We start from the raw sequence: 23,897 nt of genomic DNA, 5'->3' as shown, positions 1-23,897 counted from the left end.
GATGAGTCAAGCGAATGCAACACAACAAAATATCTTAAGATTACTCCAGTAGTCTTCTTAAGAATTGTTTTAAGCCTTAGGCTCCCCTCTTGGGGGGCTTATTTTATTTATGCATCCATTAATTAACCTACTTAAATAATCATTGTTAATAAACGCGACTCAATGAGGGTAGCCACAAAGAGATTTCTTCGATGTAAGTAACTACAATTAGCCCAACAATCATAATCAAAAGCCATGGGATAACAGAAACGGTAACATCTTTCAAATCAAGCCCTGTTAAGGAACTTGCTACAAAAAGATTCAGCCCAACAGGCGGTGTAATCATACCTAATTCCATATTAACAACCATGATAATACCAAAGTGAATCGGGTCAATTCCTAAACTCACGGCGATAGGTAAAAGCAAAGGAGTCATAATCATCACCACAGAGCTAGGTTCCATAAATTGCCCCATGATAAATAAAATAATATTGACAACAATTAAAAACATCCACCAGCTCATATTTTGCCCAATCAAGAATTCAGCAATCATATGAGGAATGCGTTCGCTTGTTAAAAAGTGTGCAAAAACGACTGCTGAACCGATAATGAGAAATATCATTGCCGTTGTAATTGCCGCATCTAAAAAAACGCCATACATATCTTTTAATTTAATATCGTGATAAACAAAAACAGAAACGAGAAATGCATACACACATGCAATTCCAGCAGCTTCTGTTGCTGTGAAGAATCCGCCATAAATTCCACCAATCACAACAAAGATAATCAGTAATGCCCAAAATGCATCAAAAAACTTTTTAATACGTACGCTCATTTTTTCGGGAGTCGTTGCTTGAAAACCTAATCTCTTTGCTCCAATATAAGCATAAAGCATCATCATAAAACCAATCATTAAGCCCGGAATAATTCCTGCTTTGAAAAGCTCCTCAATAGAAACGGTAATTGTTTTGCCACTCAAGTCGCTCAAACCACTTGCTGTTACGCCATAGACAATCATCACGACAGAGGGTGGAATTAAAATTCCTAAACTTCCTGCCGAGGTAATTGCACCAACAGCGTAACTTTTTGGATAACCTGCTTCTTTTAAGGCAACAAACATCACAGAACCAATTGCGACAACAGTTGCCGGAGAACTTCCACTCACAGCAGCAAAGATAATACACGCTAAAATAGCACTCATTGTTAAGCCACCAGGTAAATGCCCAACTAACGCTTTTGCAAGGTCAACAATTCGTTGTGCTGAACTTCCTTTGCTCAGTAAAGAGCCTGCTAAGATAAACATTGGGATTGCCATCAGTGTGGATTTAAAGCCTGCTGTAAAGGTGTCGGGAATAGCTAAAATATCGTGGCTTGTGAAGAGAAGCATTGCACTTACAGAACTAATCCCTAATGCAACTGCAACAGGAACGCCAATAAGAATTAACCCAAATAAAACAACAAACAGAAATAATACACTCATCAAAAAACCTTAAAAATAAAATTAATCTTTAATTGCGGTATCATGAATAATCTCGTCTTGTGTATTTTTCACGACTTGATTCGCATCCATCCAAGACACTTCATAAATCTTTTCAATCACGCGGTAAGTTGCACCTAAAAAAGCAATAGGTAAGCAAACTAAAAAATACCACAATGGCACATCATGAATTGCCTCATTACTAACGCCTAATTCATAATTTAAGTAAACAACATCAAAACCTGCATAACACATAAATGCAAGATAAATGGAGCATAAAACATACGAAAACAATACGCATGCTTTAGCCAAAGGTGGCGGGAAACGTTCGACAACGACCATAACAGAAATATGTACACCTTTTCTGAATCCATAAGCCGCACCAAATAGGGCACTCCAAATAAAGCAATACCTTGCCATTTCCTCACCCCAAGTAATAGAACCCATCTCTGGATACCAAGAACTGATTGTTCGCATAAATACATTGACAGCTGTTATGATAACTCCTAGTGCTAAGCCCACAACTGCTACATTCTTATTGACTGAAGCAATAATCACATCAAGAATCTGAAAAACCTTGTTGACAGTTGGGCTTTTGTGTGCAAAGTAAAATGGCTTCTTGATTAAACTAAGCATAAATGTTATCCTTATTTTGTGTCAAGTGTCTTTTGAATGAGGTCTTCACCAACAATATCATAGAATTTAGGATAAATGGTTCTCATTGCATCTTGCCATTGTTGTTTTTGCTCTGCACTTAATTCATAGATTGTAAGTTTGTTTGTTTTTGCAGCATAATCTCTAAGGTTTTGCAACAACACTTCTTCATCTTTGAGAGATTCTTCTCGTTCAAATTTTGTGGCTTCACTCATTGCTTGATTGAACACTTCTTTTAAATCTTCTGGTAATTCTTTCCAGAAAGCCTCACTAACAACAACTAAGTATCCTAAGTAGCCATGATTTGAAAGGGTAATGGAGCTTTGCACTTCATAAAATTTAGAATTGTAGAGGTTTGAGAGGGGATTTTCTGCTGAATCCACAACACCTGTTTGCAATGCTGAATATACCTCGCCAAAGTTAATCACTTGTGGATTCGCACTAATTGCCTTTGTTTGTTCTTCCAAAATCTTTGAACTCATAATGCGCATTTTTTGTCCTCTAGCATCTTCTGGTAGGAGAATGGGTTTTTTATTTGTGCTAAATTGCTTGAATCCTGCATCCCAATACTCAAGCGCAACAAAACCTTTTGCCATAAGCTTATCTTTAAGAATCTGCCCAACTTCGCCGTCCATCACTTGATGCAAATGGTCGTTATCGCGAAAAATAAAAGGAATATCCCATAGATTGAACTCTTTAACAAGAGGTGTGAATTTTGAGAAACTTGGAGCTGCCATTTGGACATTATTTCTTTTTAATTCCATAAAAACCTTATCGTCATCAACGAGTTGTGCAGATGGAAAAACCTCAACTTTTAAACGCCCATTGCTCAATTCTCCCGCACGTTTAGCGAATAAATCAGCTGCTTTTCCTTTAGGTGTTCCACTACTCACAACATGAGCAAATTTCACTACATAAACCTTGTTAGGGTCATTACTAGAGGCAGAACCTGAATTCTTTCCTTCTGAATCTCCACAACCTGAAAAGGCCAACATAAAGCCTAAACATAGAGTAAATAAAACTTTTTTCACTGAATCCTCCAAAAAATATAAAATAGATGAGAGATTATATCAAGAATTTGTTGAATTTTTTTCAAGTCGGTTGACTAACTCTAACTTAAAACTTTGTTTATTTGTTACAAAAATACACATATTGAGGAATTTTGTATGTATCGATGTAATTTTTGTGTTAATGACAAATTTGACTTTGAGTATATCTAGATATTTTGGGATTGTCGATATTTGCAATAAATGTTTGTATCATTTTTACACATTCACCTTTAAAATGTACTTTTATTTGGATATTTCTAAGGTTATTTAATCCAAATATCTTTAGAATAAACTTGCTAGATTGCTTAGCTTTTAAAAGGACGAAAGGAGATACGATGAACAAAAGTCCGGGAACAAAGTTTAGGGAAGCACTAAAACAAAATCACCCTTTGCAAATTATAGGCGTGATTAATGCTTATTCAGCGATACAGGCACAAAAAAGCGGTGCAAAAGCATTGTACTTGAGTGGCGGAGCATTAGCGGCAATGAGCTTAGGACTTCCTGACCTTGGAATCAGTTCTTTAGAGGATGTGTGCATTGATGTGCGAAGAATCACCGCAGCAAGCGATTTACCCCTACTTGTTGATGCGGATACGGGTTGGGGCGGAGCATTTAATATTAGTCGCACCATTAAGGATTTAACTCGTAGTGGTGCCGCAGGTTGTCACATTGAAGATCAAGTTGCACAAAAACGATGTGGGCATCGCCCTAACAAGGAGCTTGTTAGTAAGGAAGAAATGTGCGATCGTATCAAGGCGGCAGTTGATGCAAAGATTGATTCTGAGTTTGTCGTGATGGCAAGAACTGATGCACATGCAAGTGAAGGACAACAAGCTGCTATTGAACGTGCTTTAGCTTATGTGGAAGTGGGTGCAGATATGATTTTTGCAGAGGCAATTCACACATTAGAAGAATACAAACAATTCACAGATGTCATCAAAGTTCCGGTATTGGCTAACATTACAGAATTTGGAAAAACACCCTATTTTACAACCGAGGAGTTAAAGACTGTTGGAATTTCTATGGTCTTATATCCGCTTTCTGCTGCAAGAGCAATGAATAAAGCTGCTTTGGAAGTGTTTCAAGACATTATCCAGAATGGAACGCAAAAGAATAGCATTGAAAAAATGCAAACACGCGTTGATTTATATGAAATGTTAGGTTATCACGCTTTTGAACAGAAGCTTGATGCGTTATTTAAAAAATAAGGAGAGAAAATGGGAGAAGCAGCAAAAGGAAAAGTAGGTGGATTAGCAGGAGTGGTTGCTGGAAAGTCAGCAATTTGTACGGTTGGGACAGGGCATGGATTAAATTATCGTGGTTATGATATTTATGATTTAGCAAGAGAATGTGAATTTGAGGAAGTTGCTTATTTGCTTTTACGCGATGAGTTGCCAAATAAAAGCCAACTTGCAGAATTTAAGCAAGAGTTAAAAGCAGCTAGAGCTTTACCAAAGGAGCTTAAAGAGGCATTAAAGCTTTTACCAAAAAATGCTCACCCTATGGATATTATGAGGACGGGTTGTTCAGTTTTGGGTTGCTTGGAGCAAGAGAATTTAGATGTACTTAAAATGCAATTTCCGGACCAACAAAAAATTGCTGTGCGTTTGCTCGGAATTTTTCCTTCAATTCTTACTTTTTGGCATCATTATCACCATAGTGGAAAAGAAATTTCAACAGATTCTACACAGGATTCCATCGGTGGCTACTTCCTAGAATTATTGCATCAAACTCCACCAAAAGATTTATGGGTTAAAGCTATGCATGTTAGTTTAATCTTGTATGCAGAGCATGAATTTAATGCTTCAACTTTTACTTCACGTGTAATTACGGCAACAATGTCTGATGTATATTCAGCAATTACAGGGGCGATTGGTGCTTTAAGAGGTCCTTTACATGGTGGGGCAAACGAGGCGGCAATGGATTTAATTGCTGAATTTAAAACTCCTCAAGAAGCGATTGATGGTATCCATAAAAAGCTTAGCAATAAAGATAAGATTATGGGATTTGGGCATCGTGTTTATGTTACTGCTGATCCTAGAAATGTTGTTATTAAGGAATGGAGCAGGAAGTTAAGCGATGATGTCAAGGACACAAAAGGGCTTTATCCTATAAGTGAGGCGATTGAAAAGGTGATGTGGGACGAGAAAAAATTATTCCCTAATCTTGATTTTTATAGTGCATCTGCTTATCATTTTATGGGCATTCCAACTTCATATTTTACGCCTATTTTTATTTTTAGCCGTACTGCTGGTTGGATTGCACATGTCTTTGAACAACGTGCAAATAATAAGTTAATTCGTCCAAGTTCTGAATACATTGGGCCAGAAAATAGAGAATTTGTGCCGATGGATAAGCGTTAGATTTAGTTTACTTTTATATATTTTTACAAGGAGTTTTTAAGATGAGTGCTGATATGGGTATTTTGGATACAAAAAGGCCAGATTTTGATGAGATTTTAACAAAAATTGCACAGTATGCAGTGGACTATAAAATCAATTCTTCTCTTGCTTATGAAACAGCGAGATATTGTTTAATGGATACGATTGGTTGTGGGCTTCTTGCTTTAGAGTTCCCTGCTTGTACAAAACTTTTAGGACCTGTTGTGGAGGGAGCGGAATTCCGCCCATTGGGTGCAAAAATTCCGGGAACAAGCTATCAGCTTGAGCCAGAGAGAGCAGCATTCAATGTGGGTGCAATGGTGCGATGGCTTGATTTTAATGATACTTGGCTTGCTGCTGAATGGGGACATCCGAGTGATAATTTGGGTGCAATTTGGGCAGTTGCAGACTATTTGAGTCGCAAAAATATTGCCACGGGTAAAAAGCCCCTCACTGTTAAAGATGTTCTCACAGCGATGATTAAAGCACATGAAATTCAGGGCGTTTTGGCTTTGGAAAATAGTTTTAATAAAGTGGGATTAGACCATGTGCTTTTAGTGCGTATTGCTTCGACTGCAGTTGCTTGTGCAATGCTTGGTGGAAATTTTGAAGAAGTACGTAATGCTGTTAGTCATGCTTTTATTGATGGTGGTGCTTTGCGTACATATCGTCATGCACCCAACACAGGTTCACGCAAAAGTTGGGCGGCAGGCGATGCAAGTAGTCGGGGTGTGAATCTTGCCTTGAAAGCTTTAAGCGGTGAAATGGGATATCCTAGTGCATTATCCGCAAGTTTTTGGGGGTTTGAAGATGTGAAAATGAAAGGGCAAAAGCTTAAATTGCCTCAAGATTTTGGTAGTTATGTGATGGAGAATGTGCTTTTTAAGATTAGTTTTCCTGCTGAATTCCATGCACAAACTGCTGTAGAATGTGCTTTAAAACTACATGATGAAGTGAAAAATAAGCTTGATTCTATTGAAAAAATCGTGATTACTACCCAAGAATCTGGACATCGTATTATTAATAAAGTAGGACCTCTAGCAAATCCGGCTGATAGAGATCATTGTATTCAATATATGGTTGCTGTTCCACTTGTATTTGGACGCTTAACGGCTGATGACTATGAAGATTCTATTGCTAATGACCCGCGTATTGATGCGTTGAGGGATAAAATGGAAGTGCAGATGGATGATCGTTATACGAAGGAATATTTGGAAGCGGATAAACGTTCTATTGCAAATGCTGTACAAATTTTCTACAAAGATGGGACAAAGAGTGAAAAAGTAGAGATTGATTATCCAATCGGACATAAACGTCGTAGAAGTGAGGGGATTCCTGTTCTCATTGCTAAATTTGAACGCAATATTTCTCGCAAACTAAGCCCCAAAAAATGTGAGAAAATTAAGAAAATTTGTGCAAATCAGTCTGAATTAGAGGCGATGCCTTTCAATGAATTCAGCGATTTGTTTGCATTGAATTAATTTTTGTAAAAAATGTTTTAGAATGCTTACTCTTTAATGTTCTATGCAGAGCTAGTTGTTTTTGGTAATTGTGCATGAAAAGCATAAAAGTTCCAAAAACAACCTCTTAAGAATTATGTAAATCTCTTATTTATTTACTCGGTAGTATTTTTTTGTCAAAATTTGTTGGGCAAATGAGATGAAAATAAGAATCCCTGAATGGAAACTCCAGTCCATATGCATGGAGCATTAGACGCTTTGCACCAAAGTATTTTTCATAGTCTGTGCAAGATAGATTAGATTCTAGATATAAGCGACTATGTGCATCCGGAATACCATACAGAGGGTCGCCTAAAATTCGATGTCCAATTGTTGCTAAATGTATGCGAATTTGGTGTGTTCTGCCAGTTTTAGGTATAACACGAACGAGTGTAGAATTTGTTTGTTGGTTGTAAGTGAGTGGGTAGATGGAGGTAATTGCTTCTTTGCCTTCACCCTTTTGGGCAATTTGCATGCGTATGGATAAATCTTTTTCTTTTTTTGGTTTACGGAGTGGAAGGGAGATTGTTTGTGTGGATTTAACATAACCTTCTACCCACGCAAGATAGGTTTTATGAATGAGTCTGTTCATAAATAAATACCCAATTTCTTTGGCGATTACCGCATTATGTGCAACAAGTAGTAAGCCACTTGTTTCCTTATCTAGTCGATGTGTTAAAACAGCATTTTTTCCAAGAATTGCATAAATGCTATCTAGCATAGAAATGGATTCAAAGCAGCCTTTAGGGTGAGAAAGTAGATTAGCTGGTTTGTTAAAAATTGTAAAAAAAGGTGTGCGAAAGAAAGGTTGTTCTATGGTAGTGGCGGGTTTGAATAATGTAATTTCAACTTCACCCATAAGGGTTTCACCTTTTTTACAGATATGGTGATTTGCCGTCCTTAACCGTTTTTTATCAATCCAACGTTGGGCTTCTTTTTGAGAGATATTGAAGGTTTTTATTAAAAATAAGAATGCTGGAGTGGGAGAAGAAATAAAAAATTTCTGTTGTAAAAAGCCCATTTAGTTTCTGTTATATCCTTGATTAAGGGCAAGAATACTTTTTGCAATATCCTTTGCACCGCCTTTTTGGATAGTGTCCATCAAGCCTTGACTTTGTTTTGCAAGGGTTTGAGTATCCTCAATAATATGCAGTAATTTTGCACAATCCAAATCACTCTCTAATGTAAGGTAGGCAAGATTCTGTTTAACGAGAAATTCCGCGTTATAGAATTGATGATTTTTTGCAGCATATGGGTAGGGGACAAAGAGACTTGGTAATCCATTTGCAGAGAGTTCCCATAATGAGCTAGCCCCTGCACGAGAAACTGCAAAATCAGCTTCTTGAATGAATGAATGTAGATTAGGGCTGAATGCAAAGAGTGTGGGTGCGATATTTTGTTTTTGATAAGCTTGTGTTAAGTCATCAATCTCATTTTTTCCACATTGGTGAATAATTTTTATTCCTCTTTTTTGGAGTTCTGGAGCTATTTCTAGTGCAAAGTTATTAATGAATTTTGCCCCTTGTGAACCTCCCAAAAAAATAATTTTTTTTATTTCTGTGCGTTGACGTTGTGTGTCAAAAAAGACTTTTGAGACGGGATAGTTTCTAAGCGGAGAATCTTTGGTGTAAGAGCAATAGAATTCTCTTGCAAAAGGTTTTAGGGTTTTGTTGAGTAATCCAATACGAGCATTTTGTTCGTGGATAAATAAGGGAGTGTGGTTAAGGATTGCCCCAAAAGCACCTGGTGCTGCTGAATAACCGCCTACACTAAAAACGGCTTGAATCTGTGAGGATTGTATGATTTTTTTGGCTTGTTGTGCTGCTTTATATTGTTTAAACGCGGCTTTAGGAAGAGTAAATAAATTTTTATTGACAATGCCTTCAGATTCTAAGAAGAATTTTTCTTTAAATAACGGGCTTTCTTTAAACCATTGTTGGTCTTGTCCGCGTGTAGAACCCATATAGTAAAGCTTGTGTGTTCCAAGCAAATGAATCTCTTCAGCTACACTTTTAGCAACACTTAAATGCCCACCTGTACCACCACCTGTGAATAAAATATTCATTGATTTTCCCTTGAGTCCAAAAATATTGAATTCTTGTTACATTCAACAATTACAGCAGCAATAACAAAGCCATAGTCGTGGCTGATTGAAATAGAGGTAGAACGAATTTGAAAAGAATCTTGAATGCGTGGAGATAAAACAAGATAGGGCTGTCCATTTTGATTGCGGAATAGCTCAATATCTAAAAAACCACATTTAGCACAAATTCCGCACCCTAAAGCCTTAGAAAAAGCCTCCTTTGCAGCCCACGCAGAGGCGACTTTTTGGGGTTGTGTCCCATAAAGTGTCTGCTCATTGCTTGTTAAGAATCTATCCAATGCTTTTTGGTTAAAACGATTGATAAAGTGTTTGATTCTAGCAATGGAGGCAATATCTATGCCAATTTGCAAAATTAGCCTTATTGAATTACAAATTCTGTGAAGAATAAATTGCTAATTTTTCCATCAACTAAAGATTCATTAATACGTTCTACAAGTTCATCTTTTAGCTTATCTTTACCTTTTGCAGTAGAGATTTCTTCAATTGTTTTCGAAGATAAAACACTAATTAAAGTATCGCGAATTGCAGGACGTTTTGTGTCTAATTCTGGCATTAGTTTTTCGCTACTTAACTCCAAGTTAATTGTTGTTTTAAGGTATCTTCTTCCGCTCTGTGAAGAAAGATTAACAATCAGTTGGTCAAGTCCATAAATGGGTCCTAAACTTAAATAGCTTGTTCCAGAACGCATATTTGCAGCAGGGTTGCCTCCCCCACCACCAGCATTTGCTTGTGCTGTTGGCTGTGCTTGGGGTTCTTCTCCACCCCCTGACATTAATATGATACCTACCACAACCGCAATAATCAACAAAAGTGCTACCACCGCCGCAACGATGATAATTATCATTTTGTTTCCGCCACCCGCCGCCTCTTCAGGTTTTTTTTCATCAGCCATTTACTGCTACTCCTTTGACTTTTTAAAAGAGAATTATATAAAAAAAGCCTATAATGTCTTATTAAAATGACAATAATTTTTTACAAATTAACAAAAGGGGGGTGATGTTAATGAAATTTTTTCGTTTTCATCTTTTAATCTGTGCTTTTATGGTGATTTTGTGGGCAGAACAAGAATCTTCAGAACAATTATTGCAAAGACGTTATGATTTCAAAGATAATGTCATTACTTCGCAAGATATACTTAAAGATGCTCCGCTTTTTCCATTGTTTAAGGTCGCGAATAGTGTGAATTTGTATCGTGCTAAAAGTTCTGATATTGTAGATAAATTTAAAGAACATGGCATTATTGTGAAATCACGTTCGAATATTATTGAGTTTTTAAGGGTACAAAAGGAACGCGTTCCTTTTTTGGAGGAGAAAATTGCCCCTTTTTATTTAGAGAAATTTAAAAAAAATCATATTTTAATCCAAGATGTCATTGTTACGCCCGTATCTTCTGTAGAATTAGAGGATTTTGTTTTTCAGGAATACCAATTTCCAGAGAAGTTGCATAGTCGTTCTAGCGGGACATTCCCGGCAATTTTTTTAACAAAGGAAGGAGAGAGGAGGAAGATTTATTTTCGTTTTCAAATTGAAGCAACTATTGAAGCATTGGTGAGTGCGGTTAAACTCAAAAGTGGTGATGTTGTTGGTCTAAGAGAAGTTGAAATTAGTCGTATTCCTTTTGAACGCGTTACGCGTGAGTGGATGGAGAGAAAGGATGTGGGTTTGTATTCTATCCGGTCTTATACAAACAAGGGTTCGTTACTGCTTAAGAGTGATTTAGTTCCAAAGGTTGTGATTCGACGCGGTGATCCTGTGTTTGTGCAAGTTAGTGAGGGTGGAGTGATGTTAAGTTTTGATGGAATTGCACAGCAAGATGGGGCAGTTGGAAAGAGTATAAGAATCAAGAATCCACGCACAAATAAATCCTATGATGTTCGCGTAATTAGTGAGGGAAAAGTAGAAATAAAATAAGTTTTCTAGTTATATAAGAATTCGCTTTTATGAATAAATCAAGCTTATACTAAAGGTTTTTTTAGATATAATATTTTGGAAAACAAAATTTATCTTAGACGGTTGAGAGCTTAGGGGGTATGGGTTGATTATTATACCGGCGAGATTAGAATCCACTCGTTTTAAAGAAAAAATTATTTATCCGATTGGTGGAATCCCTATGATTGTTCGTACGGCGTTTGTTGCTTTAAAAACTGGTCATGAAGTTGTGGTTGCGGCTGATGATTTAAAGATTGTAGATATTTGTAAGTCTAATCAAATTGAATGTATTTTGACTTCTAAGCATCATCAAAGTGGCAGTGAACGACTGGCTGAAGCGATTCAAATCTTAGGATTAGCAGATAATGAGATTATTATTAATGTGCAGGGTGATGAGCCTTTTTTAGAACCTCATGTTATCAATGACTTACATTGCTACTTGGATTCTTTATTGCGTGATTTTAAGACAGTGCCATTGAGTCAAACTCCTGTTTTGATGGCAAGTGCGTATAAAAAAATCTCCTTACAGCAAGCACGAGACCCAAATTTTGTTAAGGTTGTACTTGATAAAAATCAATATGCCCTATATTTTTCGCGTTCGCTTATTCCTTTTGTGAGAGAGAATCCAGAAGAAATTTCTTATTATGGGCATCTTGGGATTTATGGTTATCGGGCAGATTTTTTGCAACATTTTTGTTCCTTGCCTATTCCGCATCTAGAGCAATATGAAAGATTAGAACAGCTAAGGGTTTTGCATTATGGCTATAATATCGCGATGCTAGAAGTAGAGAGCCATTCTTTTGGTATTGATACGATGCAAGATTTACAATGTGCATTGCAGATGTTTAATGTTAAAGAGGAGGAATATTAGAATGCCGCGATTAAAAGGAGTTGTGCGTTATATGCATGAAGCGGAGAAAACTGCTGAGATAAAGGCAAATGGGAAAATTTATACTTTCAGTTATGATGTTGTAGAAGATAATGATTATGAAGCTTTATTTGAGGGCTTGGAAGTTTCTTTTGAAACAAATAAAGAAAATGAAGTATTGAGTGTTATTCCAAATTATAAGCAGGAGAGGCCTGATTACTTAGCTTATTTGGAAGTAACAAAGGATGTCCATGATTGTTTATTTAACTATTTTTCAGCTTTTAGTTCCTTACTCCAAAACTATCAAGATATATCTCCTGAATCTCCGGAAGAGGATTTTTTAAAAATGCGCCGTTTTCTTTTAACTGCTTACAATGACATTCACGATATTGATTTTAATGTGATTGATAAGCCACTTGCAGCATTAAAATCAGAATTAGATAAGATTTTTCGTTATTACACAGAATTTAAAACCAAAAGTGGATATTCGGTACAGTATGCTTATGAGAAGATTTTTTTAATGCAACAACCACAATATGTTGCACTTATAGAAAAAATTGCCTATATTAAAGGACGCATTAATCAAGCCGCCGTACAGGAAAAATCCCTTGCTTTGCAAATTAAAGAAAGGGAGCGAGAATTAGAAAAATGGGATTCAAAGACAAAGTCGTTCGCTGTCTTTGAGAAGAATCTCAAAGCTATGCGGAAAAGGTACGCTGATTTAGTTTATTTTTTAGGAAAACAACGCGATTTGGTGGCTAAGCTTGTCCGAGTAAGAGTTATTTTTGTGGAGCGGTTTTTTGCTATTTTTAGGGAGTCTTACGAGCCAACTGTTAAAGAATTTGAACAACATTTGCTACGTGTTCTGAATGTTAAGTCTGCAGAACTTGATAAAACGCTTTGGACAAAGGCAAAACAGAGTCGACTTGTAAGGAATTTTTTTATTAAGTCCGGGATTGTTGGTACTTATAGTTCTAAAACATTCTTGAAATATTATTTACGCAACATTGACCAAGAAAAAGCTGGTGATGAGGCACAAAAGTTATTTGCTTTATTAAATTATATGGAATCAATTAGCACAAAAAATATTGTTTTGGTTCGGAGTAGTCTTGATGTTGCGACAAGTAATAAAGAATTATTAGAAAAGTTTGATAAAGCATTACAAATTCGTATTATGCGTGACCCACAGGAGATTTTTAATCCACCAAAAATGTCTAAACAAGGTGTTTTTGACCGCATCGACTTGATGATTATTGAATTTGAGGCTTTGGGGTTAAATTGCTATCCTTTTATTGAGCGGTATCGTAGGGAGAAGAGTAGTCAGGTGCATCCAACAATTTTTTGTCTTTTAACAAGGGAGATTTCACCTAACTTAATGGCACAGGGAAAAAAATTGGGCATTGATCATTTTCTGAATTCTCATTGCACGGATGAAGAATTTATAGATGCAATGAGAGAGATTTTATAGAAACTATAAAAAATATATCTTAAGAAAAAGGAAATGAATTTTAAAATAGCTTACAAAGGATATCGAACAAAGAAGACTTAAATAGTCTTGATATTAATTGTCTATTTTAGAATAAACAACATAGGTGCTTTTAAATGTCTGGGTAATTTGCGATTAATTAAGAGATAAACTATTAATTTATTTATAAAAAGGCATAGTAATGGATTTTGATGAATATAACCAAAATGTTCAAAAAATAAAAGATTACGCAAGGGCTTATTACACAGAGGATTCTCCACTTGTGAGTGATGAGGAATATGATTATCTCTACCAAATGATTGTGCAATTTGAAAAAGAGAATCCGGAGAAAATTCACCCCGATTCCCCTACACAATCTGTTGGCGGGGAGGTTTTAGAGGAATTTAATAAGCAACCCCACAAAGAAAGAATGTGGAGTTTAGAGGATGTTTTTAATATAGAGGAATTACAATTATGGATTAAACGTATTAAAAAGCAGGTGGCAAACCCTCATTTTTTATGTGATGCGAAATTTGATGGCGTGAGTTTAAATTTATTTTATTCTAAAGGTCAATTAGTCTTTGCAGCAACGCGTGGTGATGGCTTAGTGGGTGAAGATGTAACACATAATGCAAAAACAATTTCCAATATTCCAAAAACAATACCCTTTTTAGGGGAAATTGAGATTCGTGGCGAAGTTGTGATTTTGAAAGATGATTTTGAGGTATTGAATCAAAAACGTTTAGAGCAGAATCTTGCACCTTTTGCAAATCCTAGAAATGCGGCAGCAGGGAGCTTGAGGCAATTAGATGCAAATATCACCGCTAAACGATCTCTGTCTTTTATTGCTTGGGGCGTTGGATACACTCAGCTTGAATCTGAATTCTTGAGTAAAAAGCTTGAAATGCTTGTGGATTGGGGATTTAAAGCACCTGAAAATCGACAAGTATGTATGGATTTGAATGAAATTGAGACGTTTTATCAGCTTGTTTTAAAAAAGAGAGATTTTTATCCGATGATGCTTGATGGTATTGTGATTAAAATTGATGAAAGCTCCTATCAAAAGGAGCTTGGATACACCATTAAGTCGCCACGTTTTGCTGTTGCATATAAGTTTCCAGCTATTGAAAAAACAACGCGTTTATTAAGTATTGATTTACAAGTTGGTAGAAGTGGCGTGATTACGCCGGTTGCCAATATTGAGCCTGTGCATATTGAGGGTGCGACTGTTGCACGTGCTACTTTGTATAATTTTGATGAAGTTGCGAGACTTGGGCTAAGAATCGGCGATTTGATTAGTGTGATTCGCAGTGGAGATGTGATTCCAAAAGTAGTTAGAGTTTATGAGCATCGCCGTGATGGAAGTGAAAGAGAGATTCTTTCTCCTACACATTGTCCAGAGTGCAAAAGTGAACTATTGATTGAAAAAGCTCTTATTAAGTGCCAAAACATTCGATGTCCATCGCGTATCCAGAATGCTTTAATCCATTTTGTTAGCAAGAAAGCAATGAATATTGATGGGTTGGGTAAAGAAATTATACGGCAACTTTTTAGGGAAAATTTAATCACAGATTTTAAAGATATTTTTGAATTAACTAAAGAAAAACTATTGCTTTTAGAGGGATTCAAAGAAAAAAAAGCAATGAATATTATAGATTCTATTATGGCTTGTAAGGGAAGTGAACTATGGCGTTTTATTCATGCTTTAGGGATTGAGCATATTGGAGAAGCGGCAGCAAAAATACTTGCTAAAGAATTTGGACTAGAATTTTATAAGGCAGATAAAGAAAGCTTAATGAGTATTGATGGGTTTGGTGAAGAAATGGCAAATTCATTGCTTGAATTTTGTCGTGTGAATACACAAGAAATTCAAACGCTTTTACATATTGTTCAGCCTAGTGCTTTGCAAAAAAGATTAGATTCTAGCCGTTTAGTTTTGAATGGTAAAATTTTTGTTATCACAGGGACACTTTCAAAGGAGCGGAATGTATTTGTGGAAAAAATTGAAGTCTTGGGTGGAAAAGTTTCAAATACAGTTTCTAAAAAAACAAATTTTTTGTTGCTTGGAGAAAATGGCGGAAGTAAGCTAGAGAAAGCCCAAAAGTTAGGTATTCAGATTCTTAGCGAGGGAGAATTTGATAAGCTCATTATGCAATAGTTATTTTGAAGTGTGCATAAACCATTTACAATCAAAAAAAGTCAATGCTAAAAAATATAACGATAAATTCAAAAGACTTATGCGTAAAAATTCAAGGCGAGTAAGGATTAAACTAGAATCTAAAAATAAAAATCAAAAGTTAAGCAATAACTTTAGAAAAACTCAAAAACAATTAAATCAAATCTATGAAAGGAGTAGCAACATTAAAAAACTTTGATGGCTTAAATCATCCAGCCACTTTTAGTGGCTAGGCTATTTGTTGTTTCAGATTCAATTAAAGCTAATTAGGTAAAATGCGAAAAATTCAATAAGAAATAACTAATGAGTGTTTATGGCTTTTTTCTGGGTGATGAAATTTTTAGGGGCAAGATTACAGAAGTGGGAATGAGTAAAGTTGGTGTTACAAGCGGTTCGATGAATAGTAGTGGTCGTAGCTATGTTAGTACACGTGTCGAAAGACATGCGCATTTTAAACTAGATGGAAAAGCTTTTGAACATGTTAATTCAGGACTTTTAGAAGAAGGTGATGAAGTTGCCATTGCTGCAAAGAATATGAAAAATGGATTTTATCGAGTAGAAATACTAAGAAATTTTACTAAAGGCTATTATCAAGATAGCAAGTTATCATTATTTATTGGTTTATTTTTAATGATTATTTTATCTCCATTTTTTCATCTGTTCATAACATATTGGTTATTTGGTACAGTGTTTGGTGAGAGTATTGGAGCACTTCTTGCTTTTATCGCATTGATTGCCACTATTGTATTTTTATTTTATGTTGGCATTCGATACAACCGCATAGCAAAAACAATCAAAAATATGTAATGTTTTAGCCACTTGCCTTGAATGGTTGTTGTGGCTAAAAAATAAGTAGTTTTAGGGGTTATCACAGGATTTTGTGAAAGCAAGTGGTTGGGCATTCAAGAATTTGCAACAGCTCTGTAGGTAACGACAATTAATGCCAGGTAGGCAACAACGCTTATAAAATAGCCTATAATTACAGCAATGGGATTCTGAAAAATAATCAAGAATAAAAACATGGGGATAATCATAATAGCTATATAAGTTAAAGGAGTGATGATAGATCTAGCAAGACTCCAACGAGCAACTAGCCACTAGCCACAACATCAAAAAGCTACCCAGAGGACCAAAAAATAATGCTACTAAAAGAGCGATCAGTGCGTGTAATGATTTGTTTTCTTTATTATTTTCCACTTTTTACCTTTATTGTAAAATTTGGAATCATTGTAGCTGATTAGTTTTTAATTGAAGCTTAATTTTAACCAATCTCTAGCAGAAATCCCAAAGGTCTTTAGCCTTTGGAATGAATGCTTATCGGCGTTAGCCGATTATTCTTGATTCTCTATATAAGCCTTTATAGTCTCTGGGTTTGCTTCGCCTATAGAACAAACAAAAAATCCATCACTCCAAAATGTTTTTGTAAATATGAAATGAATCTAGTATTTCTCCACGCTTTATCAGTATGAAATAGATAAGATTTGATTCCTCTGCCATTTTGAATCTTAGAAACTATTTCCACTCACCTTTTGGAGATAAACAAATCTTAAAATCTTTTATCCTTTTAATTTGCAAGAGATAAAATCACCAAGTTAAAACTTCTTTTTTGATTTTCTCTAAAAGCTCAATATTCTCCTTCATACGAGAAACTTCCATATCAATTTGTTGAATTTGCCATTTGCCCACGTGGTTTGGGATTGATTCTTCGCCCCTTTTAAGCATTACATAATCAATAAAAGAAATTTTTGCCATACTTAAAAGAATTTCAATCTCCTCACGTGCACTCTCAATTTCACGAATAATTTCATCAATTCTATCAAACATTTTCTTCTCCCCTATTGTTTAATTTTTGCTTCTAGTAGATGATGCAGGTGGATGACACCTTGAATTAAGCGATTTTTATCAGTAATTACCAAAAACTGAATTTTTTTACTTTCAATCTCTTCTAAAATGTCAATTGCCAAACGATTAGAATCATCGCAATAAGATGGTTTGAGTGTGGCATATTGCTGAACAGGAGATTCTAAGCTAAAATCTTGTCTCATCATTGCACGACGCAAATCGCCATCACTCAACACGCCACAAAGCTGATTGTTTCGTGCTAGAATGATATTCCCCAAACAGCCATTACTCATAATAACAATGGCTTCCTTTAGGGGTAATTCTGGTTCTACAATCGGAAGATTCTTTGTCCTCATAATATCTTTAGCACTCACAAATAAGCGTCTGCCAAGTGAACCACCAGGATGAAAAGATGCAAAATCGCTTTCGGTGAAATTTCGCCTTTTCATAAGTGTGATGGCTAGGGCATCACCTAACGCAAGGGTTAGGGTTGTTGAGGCACTAGGTGCAATATTAAGAGGACAAGCCTCTTGCTTGACACGAATAGATAAGAATGCATCGCAATTTTGTGATAGGGAGCTATTTTTGGAACAACTCATTGTGATAAGCGGAATATTAAGTCGCTTGAGATGAGGTAGAATTGCAATAAGCTCATTGGTTTCACCGCTATAGCTGATGGCACAAAAAATATCATTACTTTGTAGCATACCTAAGTCCCCATGCATAGCTTCTGTGGGATGGATAAAAAAGCTCGGTGTCCCTGTACTTGCAAGTGTTGCGGCAATTTTTGCTGCAATTAATCCGGATTTTCCCACACCACTAATCACAAGCTTTCCGCTACTTTTTTCTATGAGATCAATTGCTTTTTGAATCTCATTCTCATCAAGTTCAGCTGATTGTAATGCTTGAGATTCAATTCTCAAAACTTCTAAGAAACTTTCCAAATACATTCCCATCTTAACCTCTAACGCATAAATAAAGAAACAATAATTGTAGGATAAGTTTTAGTTTTCTTGAAAATTTGTTTACGTAAAAGCATCTTAATTTCATTTTCAAGCGTACGAATATTATTGAGTGCTTCTTTGCGACAACCTGTTAAAAATAGCTGTAAACTCTCCTCCAATTCTTTAATGTAATAACGTTCTTCCTTGTGTCCAATAATTCCTAATGTGCTGATTTTTGGCCTATCAATGAATTTACCCTCTGCTGCAAGAATCTCTGCAGCAATGAATACAACACCCTCAATAGCAATTTTTTGGCGGTCTAAGACAACATCATTTTCAACTTCACGATTTACTTGATTGTTAATATAGCTTTTGCCTGTTTTGATGCTTTTAACTTTGCGAACATAAGTGGGTGCAACTTCAATTTGATCGCCATCCTCCATCAGTAGAATATTTTTTTCTGGAACACCACACTTAATGGCTGTATCCCTGTGTTTAGCGATATGGTTATATTCCCCGTGTACAGGTAGGAAGAATTTAGGCTTAATTAAACGTAATAAGAGTTTTTGTTCCTCTTGTGCCGCATGTCCGCTAACATGAATTTCACTAAAATCCTGATATGCTACACTTGCACCAGCTTTCATAAGATGATTGATGACGGTTGAAATTGCCGCCTCATTGCCCGGAATTGCTTTTGCAGAGATGATAATAGAGTCCGTTGGTTTGATTTTAATGTGACGATGTTCATCAGTCGCCATACGATAGAGTGCACTCATTGTTTCACCTTGAGAGCCTGTTGTTACGATAAGAATTTCTTCATCAGTATATTTATCAACTTCGTGGGCTTCGATAAATACATTTTGAGGGATATTTATGTAGCCTAAGGAGCGAGAAATTTCTAAATTTTTCTCCATAGAGCGTCCAATAACAGCGACTTTACGATTATATTTTATTCCATGTTCGATAGCTTGATAAACGCGGTGAATATTAGAACTAAAAGTACTCATAATGACACGTCCCTTTGCTTTTAAAAAAAGGTTGTCAAAAGTTGGTCCAACGGTGGCTTCACTTTGAGTATAACCCGCTTTGTGAGAGTTTGTAGAATCACTCAACATAACAAGTACGCCTTCCTCGCCGTAATGTGCTAGACGGTGTAAGTCTGTTGGAAAGCCATCAATAGGTGTGTGGTCAATTTTAAAATCACCAGTATGCAAAATAACACCCGCATCCGTGCGAATAGCAAGTGCAGAAGAATCAATGATGGAGTGGGTGATATGAATCCACTCAATCTCAAAATCACCAATCTTAACGGGTTTACGTTTTTCAACAACGCGAAACAAGGATCGAAATTTTTTTAATCCATGTTCATCAAATTTACTTGAAATCATACCTAAGGGCAGGGGAGTTCCATAAATTGGAAACTGCATCTTTTTAAATAGATAGGGCATAGCTCCGATATGATCTTCGTGTGCGTGCGTGATGATAATTCCCACAATTTTATCTTTGATAATCTCCAAATAATTGAAGTCTGGAATGAGAATGTCGACCCCATGCATACTTTCATCAGGAAAACTCATTCCTACATCAATCACGATAGCACTTTCTTCTGTCTCGATAACCGTAATATTTGCCCCAATTTCCCCTAATCCACCAAGTGGTGTAATTCTTACTTTTCCTTTTGAATGTGTATCAATTTTATGGTAGGATTGTAGGCGGTTTTTTTGCACTTTGTCATTTACTTCAACTCCTCGCTTTAAGTTGTGGTATAAGGTGGCATCATTTTCTTTTTTTTCTGCAGGAGATGGAGGAAGTTTTTTGCGATTCACATTTGCGTGTGGATTATTTTCTGAATGTGATGAATGACGTTTTTGTTGTAAACTCCCTTTTGGTCTTTCGGTTTGCCTATCCTTGCCTATATTGCTTCCACTTCTTGCATAAGATGATGCACGTCTTTTTTGTGGTTCTGGTTTAGGCTTAATATCCTTCTTTTCTGCTTCAGGTTTGTTCATCATAATATTCTCCTCTTAGTATTCTAGTAAGTTGGTGATAATCCTGTGTTGTTAGCTCGTGCGCACGAATATTTAAAGGAAGATTTAAAGTTTCAAATGCCACTTGCACATCTTTTTGACTAAAGTGTGTTGTCAGATTATGAAATAATCTTTTACGTGGCATACAAAAAGCGACTTTAATGACTTTTTCTAAAGGTTCAAATACAATCTCCCTTTGCTTATGTATTTTGAAAAGAGCTGAATCAACTTTTGGTTGAGGTTCAAATGCTTGTGGCGGAACATCACATATCCATGTCGCTTCTCCAACACTTTCAGTTATAATCGATAAAGGCGAAAAACCTTTTTTTCCACTTTTTGCACAGAATTTTTCAGCGACCTCTTTTTGCGTCATTACAATTAAATCTTGACAAAAAGAATCCCTCAACGCCTTTAAAATTAAAGTCGTAGCAACGTAGTAGGGAAGGTTAGAAACAAGTATATAGGGCGAATCTCTTAAATGATTCCGTTGTTTCCAAACCTGTAAAACATCGCAAAAAACAAATTCTAAACGGTGGCTTTTTAAATCCGTGCTAAATTTATTCAAAAGATGGTGGGTTAAATCCTTGTCCACCTCATACGCTAACAAATTTCCACAGTCAAGTAACCTACTGGTTAAATCACCCAATCCAGCCCCTATTTCAATTATGCCACATTCTTTGGCATAAGAGGGAATCGATTCGATAATTTTGTCTAGAAAAAAGGCATCTTTGATAAAATTTTGTCCAAAACACTTTTTTGCTTTATGTTTCATAAGCCTACTTTCACTCATAGCTTACCTAAATTATAGCATACAAAGCTTAAATTTTTGAGCAACTTTGCTCAATGTGGCTATTTTGGATATTCAGAAAAATTAATAAGTTTTTATTCATTTTTTCCGAATAGAATTGGGCTTTTTAAGCACAATTATTTTAAGATATTCTTTCAGATAGATGAGTATCTGGAAAATTTAATTATGTTCAGGAAAAGAGAATGTCGGAATTTTTAGCGATTATTGGGTTCGCAAGCCTTATTCTGATGGTTGTTGTTTTATTGATGGATAAGGCTTCACCACAAGTTACTTTTATTATTATTTCTAGTATTGTAGGTTTTGGCTTAGTAGGATTGGAAAGTTTGAGTGTGTTTGGTATTCATCTAGGAATTGGTCAGGTATTAGGAATCAAAAGTGGTGTTTTTGGTTTAGTGGAGCTGAAAGGGGTCATTGCGGCAGGGGTTGCCAGCGTTGCTGAAACAACAGCACTTTTTATCTTTTCTATCTTATTTTTTACTATTTTGGGAAATGTGGGTGTATTTGAACGAATTATTAATGCTTTAATTATGAGGAGTGGATCAAATATTTATGCAATTGTTATTTTGAGTGTTTTTGTTGCAGTCATTGCTCATCTTGATGGTTCTGGAGCATCTACATTTCTTATTGCAATTCCAGCTTTATTACCTATTTATCAGCGTTTGGGTATGCGTCCTACAACTCTTATGTTGATTCTTACTGCTGCTATGGGGATTATGAATCTCCTACCATGGGGAGGTCCAACTTTAAGAGTTGCAACAATTACACAGACAGATGCAATGGATTTATGGTTTCAAATTATGCCTATGCAGGCAGTTGGATTAGTCTTAGCCTTGATTTTAGCATTATATATGGGATTTGTGGAAAAAAGGAGAGGTGCTGGAATGCAGGTTAAATCAGGAGATATTTTAGATGTTGAGGTAAGAGTTTATCCAAAATTTTGGATAAATATTATTATTGCATTATTTGTTTTAGTGTTATTGCTTCTTTCTGGGTTGCCTATCTATTTTCCTTTTATGGTTGGTAGTGCAGTAGCTTTGTGTGTTAACTACACGGAATTGAAAAAGCAGGATAAAGTTGTTAAAGAGGCTTCTTCAGCAGCAATGATGATGGCAACAACACTGCTTGCTGCGGGTGTTTTAATTGGTGTTTTTGATAAGAGCGGGATAATGAAATTGATGGCACAACTGATATTAGAATTAATGCCAGAATCTCTAGGGGCTTATTTAGCGTTGATTATAGGTATTCTTGCTGTTCCTATGGCATTGATTTTTTGCACAGACTCTTATTTTTATGGGATTTTGCCCATTGTAGCAAGTGTCGGACAGGCTTTTGGCATTGATGCAATTACGCTTGGGATTGTGATGGTTGTTTGTCGTAACTGTGCTACTTTTATTAGCCCTGTTGTTCCAGCAACTTTACTTGGTTGTGGTTTGTCAGGTGTGAGTATTCGTTTGCATATTAAGACATCTTTTCTATGGGTTTGGGCAATCAGTATTATTTGTTTGGTGTCGGGCATTTTATTGGGGGTGATTAAAATTTAGAGGATTCTTGATTGTTTTTAGGGATAATTCTTGCGTGTATTTAAGTAATTTTGTGCCATTGTGTATCTATTTTACTTTATTTGCTAGTCTAGAAAGGCGGAATTGAATTAGTGATAATTTATAAAATAATAATAAATAATATTTGTGCTATTATTTTAATATGAAGTTTTAAGTATCCTTTTCTTTTGGTATCATAATTTGAAACCTTCCACTTTTAAGGTTGATGAATATACTCATTATTCAATAAGAAATAGAATGAGTTTTGATGTTTGTCCTGTGTGCTGGTTTGCATTATCTACCTCCAAGACTGATTAATGATACCCTGCAAACATAAAAAGCAAGGGACTAACTAAAGCCATATCTATCAACAATAAAGAACAAATACATACACTCCCTATAAAAATACTTGTTGATTTTATTGTTGAATATGCTTTTTTATTTTTTTCACTCAAATATATCATAAGTAATATAAGAGGATTATGTAAAGCTCCCGCTAACCACCAATTGATAATATGTAAAAAATAAAAATATATTACTGTAAAAACTATTAAACCAATATAACTCACGATTAAGCCTAATATAAAAGGATTTGAACAAAAATATTATGAATGCAATTAATTTTACTCAATCTAACAATCAAAAATGGTAATATGAAAAAGTAAAATATCCAAAATAATAATATGCTTATACTTCCACGATTGTAGAAATTAAATCCCATAGTATCCATCATAGTAAAATAAAATATTGCCATTACAAAACCTCTAATTTTAAATTAATGAAATTATTATGTTTTATTTCTATTTGCTTAGCACTCTTGCTAAAGATTCTAAAGTCTAAACCAAAATCAAATGAGTTTTGGTAATGTTGGTAGTTTGATTAGTAATGTAGTATAGATTATGTTTTTTGCTATATTTAATAACTCTATCCATATCTTGCTCCATTCTTTGTGTGTCTATGCTGGCAAGTTTAGTGGTTATAAAATGTGGATATTCTCTCAAAGTTGGTAATTTTAGATTATTAAACATGATTTCTCTCTATTATTTTATATTAGATTTTATGTCAAAAAGAAAGCATTGCCCCTTCTCATCATATTCTTCATCATCTGGCACTTTACAAGCTTGAATATATCGAAATGAAGTATCGATACCTCTAAG

General features: G+C 35.5%; 20 protein-coding genes and 1 pseudogene. 9 read left to right on the top strand and 12 right to left on the bottom strand.

Translation table 11 applies throughout. The features are described from left to right. Positions 1-145: 145 nt before the first annotated feature. From CCZ01_RS08935 to CCZ01_RS08925, 3 genes are read right to left on the bottom strand one after another with little or no spacing between them, the layout of a single operon-like run. On the bottom strand, positions 146-1,459 hold the full coding sequence (locus CCZ01_RS08935; protein WP_112052871.1) for a TRAP transporter large permease: 1,314 nt from the start codon (positions 1,457-1,459) through the stop codon (positions 146-148). A gap of 21 nt (positions 1,460-1,480) precedes the next feature. Beyond that, on the bottom strand, positions 1,481-2,092 hold the full coding sequence (locus tag CCZ01_RS08930) for a TRAP transporter small permease (RefSeq protein ID WP_112052870.1): 612 nt from the start codon (positions 2,090-2,092) through the stop codon (positions 1,481-1,483). A gap of 11 nt (positions 2,093-2,103) precedes the next feature. Continuing rightward, entirely contained in the window at positions 2,104-3,105 is a 1,002-nt protein-coding gene (locus CCZ01_RS08925) for a DctP family TRAP transporter solute-binding subunit (protein ID WP_112052875.1), read from the bottom strand. A 389-nt stretch (positions 3,106-3,494) separates the two neighbouring features. On the opposite strand from CCZ01_RS08925, the gene prpB reads away from it, so the two are divergent. Genes prpB through prpD form a run of 3 tightly spaced genes read left to right on the top strand, consistent with a single transcriptional unit; the run spans position 3,495 to position 7,021 of the window. Further along, on the top strand, positions 3,495-4,367 hold the full coding sequence (prpB, locus tag CCZ01_RS08920; protein ID WP_112052869.1) for a methylisocitrate lyase: 873 nt from the start codon (positions 3,495-3,497) through the stop codon (positions 4,365-4,367). Between the two features lie 9 nt (positions 4,368-4,376). Next, positions 4,377-5,522 (top strand): bifunctional 2-methylcitrate synthase/citrate synthase, encoded by a 1,146-nt coding sequence (gene prpC, locus CCZ01_RS08915; RefSeq protein WP_112052868.1) that lies wholly within the window; start codon positions 4,377-4,379, stop codon positions 5,520-5,522. Between the two features lie 41 nt (positions 5,523-5,563). Beyond that, positions 5,564-7,021, top strand: a complete 1,458-nt coding sequence (gene prpD / locus CCZ01_RS08910; protein WP_112052867.1) for a 2-methylcitrate dehydratase — start codon at positions 5,564-5,566, stop codon at positions 7,019-7,021. 130 nt (positions 7,022-7,151) lie between these two features. Here prpD and CCZ01_RS08905 read toward each other — a convergent pair whose 3' ends face one another. From CCZ01_RS08905 to fliL, 4 genes are read right to left on the bottom strand one after another with little or no spacing between them, the layout of a single operon-like run. Further along, positions 7,152-8,060: an RluA family pseudouridine synthase gene (locus CCZ01_RS08905; RefSeq protein WP_112052866.1), complete on the bottom strand. Its 909-nt coding sequence runs from the start codon at positions 8,058-8,060 to the stop codon at positions 7,152-7,154. Then, entirely contained in the window at positions 8,061-9,104 is a 1,044-nt protein-coding gene (gene murG / locus CCZ01_RS08900; RefSeq protein ID WP_112052865.1) for an undecaprenyldiphospho-muramoylpentapeptide beta-N-acetylglucosaminyltransferase, read from the bottom strand. Next, positions 9,101-9,493: a holo-ACP synthase gene (acpS, locus tag CCZ01_RS08895; RefSeq protein ID WP_258437168.1), complete on the bottom strand. Its 393-nt coding sequence runs from the start codon at positions 9,491-9,493 to the stop codon at positions 9,101-9,103. Before acpS ends, murG begins: the two co-directional genes overlap by 4 nt. Before the next feature lie 8 nt (positions 9,494-9,501). Continuing rightward, positions 9,502-10,035, bottom strand: coding sequence for a flagellar basal body-associated protein FliL (gene fliL / locus CCZ01_RS08890; protein WP_112052864.1), 534 nt, complete (start codon positions 10,033-10,035; stop codon positions 9,502-9,504). 110 nt (positions 10,036-10,145) lie between these two features. On the opposite strand from fliL, the gene flgA reads away from it, so the two are divergent. The 5 genes from flgA (at position 10,146) to CCZ01_RS08865 (ending at position 16,388) form a co-directional block, all read left to right on the top strand. After that, a complete protein-coding gene (gene flgA / locus CCZ01_RS08885; RefSeq protein ID WP_181566383.1) occupies positions 10,146-11,054 on the top strand; it encodes a flagellar basal body P-ring formation chaperone FlgA in 909 nt (302 codons plus the stop codon). Between the two features lie 124 nt (positions 11,055-11,178). Continuing rightward, positions 11,179-11,943, top strand: a complete 765-nt coding sequence (kdsB, locus tag CCZ01_RS08880) for a 3-deoxy-manno-octulosonate cytidylyltransferase (RefSeq protein ID WP_112052862.1) — start codon at positions 11,179-11,181, stop codon at positions 11,941-11,943. A gap of 1 nt (position 11,944) precedes the next feature. Further along, complete coding sequence (locus tag CCZ01_RS08875; RefSeq protein ID WP_112052861.1) at positions 11,945-13,408, top strand: hypothetical protein; 1,464 nt, start codon at positions 11,945-11,947, stop codon at positions 13,406-13,408. Between the two features lie 199 nt (positions 13,409-13,607). Continuing rightward, entirely contained in the window at positions 13,608-15,563 is a 1,956-nt protein-coding gene (gene ligA / locus CCZ01_RS08870; protein WP_112052860.1) for an NAD-dependent DNA ligase LigA, read from the top strand. 321 nt (positions 15,564-15,884) lie between these two features. After that, positions 15,885-16,388, top strand: a complete 504-nt coding sequence (locus CCZ01_RS08865; RefSeq protein ID WP_112052859.1) for a hypothetical protein — start codon at positions 15,885-15,887, stop codon at positions 16,386-16,388. A 524-nt stretch (positions 16,389-16,912) separates the two neighbouring features. Here the strand turns inward: CCZ01_RS08865 and CCZ01_RS08860 are convergent. From CCZ01_RS08860 to rsmA, 5 genes and pseudogenes are all read right to left on the bottom strand, one after another. Continuing rightward, a pseudogene (locus CCZ01_RS08860) lies at positions 16,913-17,017 on the bottom strand (transposase); the annotation flags it as partial. Positions 17,018-17,165: 148 nt separating this feature from the next. Beyond that, a complete protein-coding gene (locus CCZ01_RS08855) occupies positions 17,166-17,405 on the bottom strand; it encodes a DUF2443 family protein (RefSeq protein WP_112052858.1) in 240 nt (79 codons plus the stop codon). A gap of 11 nt (positions 17,406-17,416) precedes the next feature. Then, complete coding sequence (locus CCZ01_RS08850; protein WP_112052873.1) at positions 17,417-18,373, bottom strand: KpsF/GutQ family sugar-phosphate isomerase; 957 nt, start codon at positions 18,371-18,373, stop codon at positions 17,417-17,419. A 14-nt stretch (positions 18,374-18,387) separates the two neighbouring features. Next, positions 18,388-20,379 carry a ribonuclease J gene (locus CCZ01_RS08845; RefSeq protein WP_112052857.1) on the bottom strand — a complete coding sequence of 664 codons (1,992 nt, stop codon included), beginning with the start codon at positions 20,377-20,379 and terminating at the stop codon, positions 18,388-18,390. Further along, positions 20,363-21,166 (bottom strand): 16S rRNA (adenine(1518)-N(6)/adenine(1519)-N(6))-dimethyltransferase RsmA, encoded by an 804-nt coding sequence (rsmA, locus tag CCZ01_RS08840; protein ID WP_112052872.1) that lies wholly within the window; start codon positions 21,164-21,166, stop codon positions 20,363-20,365. Before rsmA ends, CCZ01_RS08845 begins: the two co-directional genes overlap by 17 nt. A 218-nt stretch (positions 21,167-21,384) precedes the next feature. Between rsmA and CCZ01_RS08835 the strand changes: the two genes are divergently transcribed. After that, positions 21,385-22,743 carry an SLC13 family permease gene (locus tag CCZ01_RS08835; protein ID WP_112052856.1) on the top strand — a complete coding sequence of 453 codons (1,359 nt, stop codon included), beginning with the start codon at positions 21,385-21,387 and terminating at the stop codon, positions 22,741-22,743. Positions 22,744-23,897: the final 1,154 nt, after the last annotated feature.

The sequence above is a fragment of the Helicobacter monodelphidis genome (assembly GCF_003288845.1).
Taxonomy (GTDB): domain Bacteria; phylum Campylobacterota; class Campylobacteria; order Campylobacterales; family Helicobacteraceae; genus NHYN01.
The sequence above is the reverse complement of the archived record's forward strand: the minus strand, read 5'-3'. Positions and strand labels throughout refer to the sequence as shown.